Origin of the sequence: Agromyces mediolanus (assembly GCF_014648575.1) — a bacterium.
GTDB lineage: Bacteria > Actinomycetota > Actinomycetes > Actinomycetales > Microbacteriaceae > Agromyces > Agromyces mediolanus.
This window is the reverse complement of sequence record NZ_BMRJ01000001.1, coordinates 1,285,064-1,293,931: the sequence shown is the minus strand read 5'-3', so window position 1 is coordinate 1,293,931 and position 8,868 is coordinate 1,285,064. Positions and strand designations below refer to the sequence as shown.

Sequence of the window (8,868 nt, the reverse complement as noted above, 5' to 3'; positions counted from 1 at the left end):
TTGCCCGACTTTCATGAAAGTCGGGCAACACAGAAGGCGGCTGGGACTTGCCCGACTTTCATGAAAGTCGGGCAACTCGGAACGTGGGCGGGGTCAGCGAGCGGGGGTGCTCGCGCGCAGCACGACCTCGGCGGACGCCTCGCCGCCGTCCGCCGCGGTCTCCTCGCCGAGGGCGACCCGCAGCAGCCGCCGGCCGGTCTCCTGCAGCGGGATCCGCACGCTCGTGAGCGGCGGCGACACGTCCTGCACCGTCGGGATGTCGTCGAAGCCCGCGACCGCGAGCTCGCGTCCCGGTTCGAGCCCCGCCTCGCGCAGCGCGGTCATCGCCCCCATGGCCATCACGTCGTTCACGGCGAAGACGAGCTCGATGCCCTCGACGCCCCGCTTCAGCAGCCGCTGCATCCCCTCGCGACCGTCGTCGCGGGTGAAGCCGGCGCGCTCGACGCGCGCGATCGTGCCGCCGGCCGCCTCGACGCCCGCCGTGAAGCCGCGAAGCCGGTCGTCGCCCGTGTGCAGGCCCTCGGGCCCGGCGAGCACCGCGAAGCGCCGATAGCCGAGCCCGGCGAGCGCGCGGGCCAGCGCCTCGGCGCCCGCCACGTTGCCGATGCGGACGGCGCGGAAGTCCAGCTCGCCCGAGCCGAGGTAGGCGACCCGGCCGCCGGCCCGCTCGTACGAGGCCAGCTCGGCGACGAGCGCCGCCGTCTCCGGCTCGTCGCTGCGACGGGACGCCGCGAGCAGCATCGCGCGCGGCCGCTGACCGCGGAGGGTGCGCACGAGCGCGAGCTCGCGCTCGGGGTCGCGCTCGGTAGCGGCCATCGTGACGATCAGGCCGTCCTCGTCGGCCTCGCGCACGACGCCGGCGGCGATCTGGGCGAAGTAGGGGTCGGCGATGTCGGCGACGAGCAGCGCGACCGTCGTCGTCGAGCCGCGCACGATCGCCTGGGCGGAGAGGTTCGTCGTGTAGTCGAGCCGCGCGGCCGCGTCGATGACGCGCTGCCGGTACTCCTCGTTGACCTTCCGGGTGCTGCCGTTGAGCACGCGCGAGGCGGTCGCGAGGGACACCCCGGCCTCGCGGGCGACGTCGTGCAGGGTCGCGGTGCGGGCGTTCGGCTCGCGGTCCATCGCTCCCCCTCCGGTGGCGGTCGGCCGCCGCGCGGCCGTCCGCCAGTCATCCTCGCACAGCGGCCGCTCAGGGATGGGCGCCGACGACGTGCATCGCGGCCATGACGAGCACCATCGCCCCGGAGACCACAACCCCGGCGACGGCGATCGGCTCCGGCCGGAGCGCGCCGCGACCGGTCCGGATGAGCGGTGCGACCCGGCCCAGCCACCAGCCGACCGCGATCGCCGCGGCGAGCGCCGCGGGCAGCGCTCCGCCGTCGGCCGCGCCGCCCGCCGTCCCGCCGGGATGGTGCCCGCTCGCCGGCAGCAGGAAGGGCAGGGCGACGAGGCCGGCCATCGCGAGCCCGTCGAGCACCATCCGCGGATCGTGCCGGCCGCGCCTGGCCCGCACCGCGTCGACACCGGCGAGCGCCACGAGCAGCAGCGCCGCGCCGAGCTGGGCGAGCGGGTGCGGGCCCGTCGTCATCGCGAAGACCATCACCGCGAGCATCGCGAGCTGCCACGCCCCGAAGGCGAGCCACGGCGCCGCACCGCTCGCCGCGCCCCCGGCGCGCGCCGCGGACGCGGCACCGGGGGCGCCCCGGCTCACTTCCCGTAGCCCTTGCTGAGGCCCGCGATGTACTGCTTCGAGAACACCGCGAAGAGCACCACGAGCGGGATCGCGCCGAGCGTCAGCGCGGCGAGCAGCGCCGGGTAGTCGCTCTGGAACTGCCCGACGAACTGCTGCACCCCGAGGGTCACGGTCTGGTTGCCCTTACCGGGGGCGAGGATGAGCGGGAACCAGAGGTCGTTCCACACCGGCAGCATCGTGATCGACGCGACCGCCGCGATGCCGACGCGCACGATCGGCAGCGTGATCCAGAGCGTGCGCCACTCGCCGGCCCCGTCGATGCGCGCGGCCTCCTTCAGCTCGGCGGGCACCGCGCGGAAGTACGTCGTCATGAGCGCGATCGCGAGCGGCAACTGCATCGCCGTGTAGACGAGCACGAGGGCGCCGAGCGTGTCGACGATGCCCCACGCGGTCATCGTCTTCAGCAGCGGCACGGTGCCGAGGCGGATCGGCAGCATGATGCCGATGACGAAGAACCCGGCGAGCGCCGGCGCGATCGGCACGCGGTACTCGACGAGCGCCCACGCGGCGAGCGTGCCGAGCACGATCGTGAGCACGATGGTCAAGATCGTCACGATGAGGCTGTTCTGGTAGTTCAGCAGGAAGTTGCCGCGGCTGAAGACGTTCAGGTAGCCCTGCACGCTGAACGTCTCGGCGTCGGGCGGCGCGAGGAAGGAGCCGAAGATGCCCTGCGTCGTCTTGAAGGAGTTCATCACGACGATGAGCACGGGCACGACGGCGCCGAGCGAGAGGGCGATGAGCGCGGCGTGCAAGCCGACGTTCGCGGCGCGGTCGGCCGGGCGCACGCGGCGACGCTGGCGGGGCGGGGTCACGGTGGTCATGGCGTCTCTCAGAGCTCGTAGGTCTTCAGGCGCCGCTGGAGCACCCAGAAGTAGGCGGCGGTCGTGACGAGGATGATCGCGAAGATGACGCTCGCGACCGTCGCTCCGAGGTCGAGGTCGGCGACCTGTCCGCTCGAGCCGAAGAAGGATCGGTAGAAGAAGGTGCCGAGGATGTCGGTCGAGTAGTTCGGGCCCGGGGCCGAGCCGTTCAGCGCGTAGACGATGTCGAAGCCGTTGAACGTCCAGATGTAGGTGAGGATCGTGATCAGCCCGAACTGCGGCGCGATGAGCGGGAACTTGATCCGCCAGAAGATCGTCCAGGCGCCCGCGCCGTCGATGCGCGAGGCCTCGACGACGTCGTCGGGGATGGCGAGCAGCGCGGTGTAGAGGAACACCATCGGGATGCCGAGGTACTGCCAGACCGACATCAGCGAGATCGTCGGCAGGGCCGTCGCCTCGTTGCCGAGCAGCGGGAACTCGACGATGCCCCACAGCGGGTTGATGATGAGCCGCCAGAGGAAGCCGACGATGACGACCGAGAGCGTCGCGGGGATGAAGAGCAGCGTGCGGTAGACGCCGACCGAGCGGCGGAGCCGGCCCGAGGTGAGCAGGGCCGCGATGAGCAGGCCGATCGGCAGCTCCACGAGGAGGTGGATGAGGAAGAACTCGACATTGTTCACGAGCGCGTTCCAGAACCGCTCGCTCGTGGTGGGGTTCGTGAACAGCTCCACGTAGTTGCCGAATCCGACGAAGGTGCTCTCGCCGCCGCCGGAGTCGAAGAAGCTCATCCCCACGGAGCTGAGCAGCGGGTACACCGCGAAGGCGACGTACACCACGAGCGCGGGCGCGACGAACAGGGCGAGCATCCGGTATCGGGTGCCGGTTCGGATCATGCGTGGACTCCTCGGGGGCGGGGGCGGTCCGGGGGACGGACGGGCGGATGGCGCGGCGAGCCGGGTCGGCCGGGGCGGGCGTCGCCCGCCCCGGCCGTTCGTGCGACTACCCGGCCGGTGTGTACCAGGAGTCGAGCCCCTTCTGGAGCTCGGCGGTCGCCTCCTCCGGGGAGAGCCCGGAGTTGTACATGAGCTGGGCGACGCGCCAGATCTCGTCGTCGAGCGGCGGCTGGCCGGCGCTCAGGCGGTCGAGGGCGAGGCGGGAGGTGAGCTCGGCGCCCTCCTTCAGGTCGGCGAACTCCTGGGCGAGCGGGTCGTCGTAGCTCACCGGCTCGGAGCCCATCGAGAAGAAGCCGGGCAGCTTGTTCACGTAGAGCTGCTGGAACTCCGGCGTGCCGAGCCACTCGAGGAACTCGGTCGCGGCCTCCTTCTGCTTGCCCGCGGCGTTCAGACCGAAGGCCATGTCGGCCATCTCCTGCTGGTAGCGCTGGTCGCCGGCCGCGGCGGGCGGGGCGCCGAAGACGCCGACGTCGAGCCCGGTCGAGGTGACCTGGCTGATCTGCCACGAGCCGTCGGGCAGGATCGCGGCCTGGCCGAGGGTGAACAGCTGCGTCATGTCCTCGTAGGAGATCGACTCGTAGCCCTTGGGCAGGTAGTCCTTGAAGGAGTCGAACACCCGGAAGCCCTCGACGAAGTCGGGGTCGGTGAGCTTCTTGGTGCCGTCGATGAGGCCGAGTCGACCGTCTTCGCCGTGCCAGGCGTTCGGGCCCACCTGGTAGAGCATGTTGTACGCGAGCTGCCAGCCGTCGGCGGAGCCGAGGGCCAACGGCGTGTACGTGCCGTCCTCCTTGATGGCGTCGAGCACGTCGATGAACTCGGCCTGGGTCGTCGGCACCTCGAGGCCGAGCTCGTCGAAGATCGCGGTGTTGTAGTAGAAGCCCGCGAGCACCGAGGCGACGGGGACGCAGTAGGGCGTGCCGTCGTCGCCCTCCCAGGCGGTCAGCGCGGACTCGGGGAACGTCGAGATGGCGTCGAGCTCGGCGAGCGAGTCGAAGTAGCCCTGCTCGATCCAGGAGCGGTTGACGTCGAACGGACGGCACATGATGACGTCGGGTCCGGTGCCGCCCTCGATCTGCGACTGGATGGCCGCGTTGTAGTCGTTGGTGTCGACGGGGGCGTACTCGACCGTGATGCCGGGATGGCTCTGCTCGAACGCGGGGATGATGTCGTTCTCCCACATCGCCGCGTCTTCGGTGCGCCAGGTGCCCAGCACGATCTTGGTGGTGTCGCCGTCGCCCGATCCGCCGGCGGCGCAGCCGGCGAGTCCGAGGCCCAGGGCGGCGACGGCGAGGGTGGCGAGCGGAGCGAGTTTCGAACGCATCGGTTCCTTCTCTCTTGCTGTGGTGTCGCTCGGTCAGGGGGATGGAAGCCGTCGCGGGGAGAGCGGATGCGCCTCGCCGCGCGGTGCCGTCAGCATACTGTTGTACCAATGAGGTAGCAAGAGGTATTTTCTGGATTGATTGATTGTGCGTAGTTGTATTGTCTGATACAGATTGGTACACCGTCCGGTAAGGCGGGCGCATCGATCGTTGGAGGACCTGTGATTCGTGTCGGCATCCTTGGTTCCGGCTTCATCGCCGACTGCTACGCGGACTCGCTGCTCGACGTCCGCGAGGCCGTGCTCGCCGGCAACACCTCGCGCGACGCCGACAAGGCCCGCGCGTTCGCCGAGCGCTGGAACAGCCCGCTCTGGACCACCGACCCCGCCGAGCTGTGCGCCGACCCCTCGATCGACCTCGTCGTCATCGCCCTGCCGAACGAGGCCCACCTCGAGGCCGTGCGCATCGCCGCAGCCGCCGGCAAGGCGATCGTCTGCACCAAGCCCCTCGCCCGCACGGGCGCCGAGGCGGCGGAGATCCTGCGCATCGTCGAGGAGGCCGGCGTCTGGCACGGCTACGCCGAGAGCTCGGTCTTCTCGCCGAACATCGAGCAGGCGCACCGCATGGCCGCGGCCGGCGGCATCGGCGACCTGCTCACGATGCGCGCCAGGGAGGCGCACTCCGGCCCCCACGCCGCGCACTTCTGGGACGCGGAGACCGCCGGCGGCGGCGCCCTGCTCGACATGGGCTGCCACACCGTCGAGTCCGCCCGCCACTTCTTCGGCAAGGACAACCGCGTCGTCGAGGCGTTCGCCTGGGGCGCGACGCTCCGCCACGCCGACAAGACCACCGGCGAGGACACCGCCGTCGCGCTCCTGAAGTTCGAGCGCGGCCAGCTCGCGATCATCGAGGCGTCCTGGGCCGAACAGGGCGGCATGCAGCTGCGCCACGAGTTCTCCGGCAGCGCCGGCCGGCTCGTCACCGACACCTCGGTGAGCCCCGTGTGGGGCTTCATCACGAAGCCCGTCGGCTACCTCGTCGAGAAGGCCGACGTCGACACCGGCTGGGTGCACCCGGTGCCCGAGGAGACCCGCGCCTACGGCTTCTCGCAGCAGATGCGCCACTTCGTGCAGCGCTTCGCGGCCGGCGAGACCCCGATCGAGACCTTCGAGGACGGCTGGACCGTCAACTGCATCCTCGACGCCTGCTACCGCTCGATGCGCTCGGGCACGTGGGAGAAGGTGCTGGTCGCCCGATGACCCGCCCGCCCTCCGACGCGCTGCTCGCGAGCGGACGACCCGACCCGCTCTGGTCGCGCGTCGCGGGCTCGATCCTGGCGGCCGTCGAGGCCGGACAGTATCCGCTCGGCACCCGGCTCCCGCCGGAGCGCGAGCTCTGCGAGCAGCTCGACGTCTCTCGGGTCACGCTGCGGCGCGCGCTCGCCCACCTCGTCGAAGCCGGCGCGCTCACCTCCCACCAGGGCCGCGGCTGGTTCGTCTCCCGGCCCCCGCGCGGCGACTGGCCGTCGAGCCTGGAGTCGTTCAGCGAGACCGCCGAACGGCTCGGCCTCGCTGCCTCCTCCACCGTCGTCGAGGCGGCGCGCGAGGCATCCAGCCTCGACGATGCCGAGGCGCTCGGCATCGCCCCGGGCACGCCGGTCTACCGCATCCGCCGCATCCGCCATCTCGACGGCGTGCCGACCGCGCTCGACACGGCCGTCGTGCCCGAGGCCGCGGCGCCCGGCCTGCTCGACCACGACTTCACGCGCGAGAGCCTCTACCGGGCGATGCAGGCCCGCGGCGCCACCGTGCACCGCGCCGAGTCCGTGCTGGAGTCCCGGCCCGCCGACGCCGCGGCGAGCGAGGCGCTCCAGCTCGGCCGCGGCGCGCCGATGCTCGTCATCCGCCAGCTCGTCCACGACGAGCGCGGCCGCGCCGTGCTCCTCTCCCTCGTCGAGTACGCGGGCGACCGCTACCGGCTCCGCACCACCTTCACCAAGGGCGGCTGACGCCGCCCGCCAACCGATCCGCCGGCCCCGCCGGCCTGGAAGGAGCACCACCATGACCCGATTCCCCGACCACCTCCCCGAGGCGCTGCGCACCCTGCAGGCCGACGAGATCGCCGGGAACCGAGCCGTGCTCGAGCGGGAGGGGCTCGTCACCGACGACACGCACTTCTCCTACGTCGGCCTCGACGAGGCCGACAAGCGGGAGCTGTTCGCCGGCGGGCGGCCGCCCCGGCGGGTCCGCTCCTTCCTCATCGATATGGCGACGGGCCGATCGCACGACACGGTCGTCGAGCCCGCGACCGGCGTGCTCGTCTCCGCCCGAGAGCTCGAGCTCGACGTCGACGGCGCCGTCCCCGTCGTGCTCCGCGAGTTCTCCCTCGTCGAGGAGGTCGTGCACCGGGACGAGCGCTGGCTCGCCGCGATGGCCAAGCGCGGGCTGACTGACGTCTCGAAGCTGCGGGTGAACCCGCTCTCCGCCGGCGTGCTCGCCGACACCGAGCGCGGGCGGCGCATCCAGCGCTGCTTCACCTTCGTGCAGCACACGCCCGAGGACCTCGGCTGGGCGCATCCCGTCGACGGCGTGACGGTCATGGTCGACGTCGTCACGGGCGAGGTGCTCGACGTCGTGGACTACGCCGAGCTCCCCGTTCCCGCCGAGGAGGGCAACTACCACCTCCCCGAGTGGCGCGGCCCCGACCGCGAGGGCCTGAAGCCGATCGAGATCACCCAGCCGGAGGGCCCGAGCTTCACGATCGACGAGCACGGCGTGCTCTCCTGGGCGGGCTGGCAGCTCCAGGTCGGCTTCGACCAGCGCGAGGGCCTCGTGCTGCACAACATCGGCATCGACGACGACGGCGAGACCCGGCCCGTGATCTACCGCGCCTCGATCGCCGAGATGGTCGTGCCTTACGGCGATCCGAGCCCGCAGCGCTGGTTCCAGAACTTCTTCGACGGCGGCGAGTACCTCTTCGGCGGCTTCGCGAACTCCCTCGAGCTCGGCTGCGACTGCGTCGGCGACATCACGTACCTCGACGCGGTCGTCGCCGGCAACGACGGCGCCCCGCACGTCATCCACCAGGCGATCTGCATCCACGAGGAGGACGCCGGCATCCTCTGGAAGCACTCCGACAACTGGAACGGCTCGAGCGAGACCCGCCGCAACCGCCGCCTCGTCGTGAGCTTCTTCATGACCGTCGGCAACTACGACTACGGCTTCTACTGGTACTTCGGCCTCGACGGCACGATCGAGTTCGAGATCAAGGCGACGGGCATCGTCTTCACCTCCTCGTACCCGGGCGAGGGCTACCCGTGGGCCACCGAGGTCGCCCCGGGCCTCGGCGCCCCGAACCACCAGCACCTCTTCAGCGCCCGCCTCGACATGATGGTCGACGGGCACCGCAACTCCGTCGACGAGGTCGAGGCCGTCGCCGTGCCCCGCGGCGCCGACAACCCCAGCGGCACGGGCTTCACCCAGTCGTTCACCCGGCTCAGCAGCGAGCTGCAGGCGCAGCGCGAGGCGGACAACCGCCGCGGCCGCGTCTGGCTCGTCACGAGCGAGGAGCGGCGCAACCGGCTCGGCCGCCCGACCGGCTGGGTGCTCTTCCCCGAGGGCGGCCCGCTGCTGCTCGCGGACGCCGACTCCGACATCGCCGCGCGCGCCGCGTACACGACGAAGCACCTCTGGGTGACGCCCTACGCGCCGGACGAGCGGTACCCCGCCGGCGACTTCGTGAACCTGCACCGGGGCGGCGCCGGCCTGCCCGAGTGGACCGCGGGCGACCGCCCGGTCGAGGCGAGCGACCTCGTGCTCTGGCACACCTTCGGCCTCACCCACTTCCCGCGGGTCGAGGACTGGCCGATCATGCCCGTCGACTCCACGGGATTCGTGCTGAAGCCGCACGGCTTCTTCGGGCGCAACCCCTCGCTCGACATCCCGGCCGCCGCCGACCACTGCGCACCGGACCATCACGCATCGGCGGGGCATGCGCACCCGCACGACGCGCACCACTGAGAC

General features: G+C 71.5%; 8 protein-coding genes. 3 read left to right on the top strand and 5 right to left on the bottom strand.

Translation table 11 applies throughout. The features are described 5' to 3' along the window. Positions 1-93 precede the first annotated feature (93 nt). From IEY71_RS06205 to IEY71_RS06185, 5 genes are all read right to left on the bottom strand, one after another. Complete coding sequence (locus IEY71_RS06205) at positions 94-1,122, bottom strand: LacI family DNA-binding transcriptional regulator (RefSeq protein WP_189084382.1); 1,029 nt, start codon at positions 1,120-1,122, stop codon at positions 94-96. A gap of 67 nt (positions 1,123-1,189) precedes the next feature. Next, positions 1,190-1,711: a hypothetical protein gene (locus IEY71_RS06200; protein WP_189084381.1), complete on the bottom strand. Its 522-nt coding sequence runs from the start codon at positions 1,709-1,711 to the stop codon at positions 1,190-1,192. Continuing rightward, positions 1,708-2,574 carry a carbohydrate ABC transporter permease gene (locus IEY71_RS06195; protein WP_189084380.1) on the bottom strand — a complete coding sequence of 289 codons (867 nt, stop codon included), beginning with the start codon at positions 2,572-2,574 and terminating at the stop codon, positions 1,708-1,710. The genes IEY71_RS06200 and IEY71_RS06195 overlap by 4 nt, the downstream gene beginning before the upstream one ends. Positions 2,575-2,582: 8 nt before the next feature. Further along, entirely contained in the window at positions 2,583-3,467 is an 885-nt protein-coding gene (locus IEY71_RS06190; protein WP_189084379.1) for a carbohydrate ABC transporter permease, read from the bottom strand. 106 nt (positions 3,468-3,573) lie between these two features. Next, the gene (locus IEY71_RS06185) at positions 3,574-4,848 is read right to left on the bottom strand and encodes an ABC transporter substrate-binding protein (RefSeq protein ID WP_189084378.1); all 1,275 of its coding nucleotides are present in this window, start codon (positions 4,846-4,848) and stop codon (positions 3,574-3,576) included. Positions 4,849-5,067: 219 nt separating this feature from the next. Between IEY71_RS06185 and IEY71_RS06180 the strand changes: the two genes are divergently transcribed. The 3 genes from IEY71_RS06180 to IEY71_RS06170 are packed head-to-tail and all read left to right on the top strand — an operon-like array spanning position 5,068 to position 8,865. Beyond that, positions 5,068-6,105, top strand: a complete 1,038-nt coding sequence (locus IEY71_RS06180) for a Gfo/Idh/MocA family protein (RefSeq protein ID WP_189084377.1) — start codon at positions 5,068-5,070, stop codon at positions 6,103-6,105. Beyond that, the gene (locus IEY71_RS06175; protein WP_189084376.1) at positions 6,102-6,854 is read left to right on the top strand and encodes a GntR family transcriptional regulator; all 753 of its coding nucleotides are present in this window, start codon (positions 6,102-6,104) and stop codon (positions 6,852-6,854) included. Before IEY71_RS06180 ends, IEY71_RS06175 begins: the two co-directional genes overlap by 4 nt. Before the next feature lie 52 nt (positions 6,855-6,906). Beyond that, a complete protein-coding gene (locus IEY71_RS06170; protein ID WP_189084375.1) occupies positions 6,907-8,865 on the top strand; it encodes a primary-amine oxidase in 1,959 nt (652 codons plus the stop codon). Positions 8,866-8,868 lie beyond the last annotated feature (3 nt).

Bases quoted from the DNA above. Each gene is read 5' to 3' on its own strand.
- IEY71_RS06175 (WP_189084376.1), top strand. From the start codon at position 6,102: ATGACCCGCCCGCCCTCCGACGCGCTGCTCGCGAGCGGACGACCCGAC.
- IEY71_RS06185 (WP_189084378.1), bottom strand. From the start codon at position 4,848: ATGCGTTCGAAACTCGCTCCGCTCGCCACCCTCGCCGTCGCCGCCCTG.
- IEY71_RS06205 (WP_189084382.1), bottom strand. From the start codon at position 1,122: ATGGACCGCGAGCCGAACGCCCGCACCGCGACCCTGCACGACGTCGCC.
- IEY71_RS06170 (WP_189084375.1), top strand. From the start codon at position 6,907: ATGACCCGATTCCCCGACCACCTCCCCGAGGCGCTGCGCACCCTGCAG.
- IEY71_RS06195 (WP_189084380.1), bottom strand. From the start codon at position 2,574: ATGACCACCGTGACCCCGCCCCGCCAGCGTCGCCGCGTGCGCCCGGCC.
- IEY71_RS06190 (WP_189084379.1), bottom strand. From the start codon at position 3,467: ATGATCCGAACCGGCACCCGATACCGGATGCTCGCCCTGTTCGTCGCG.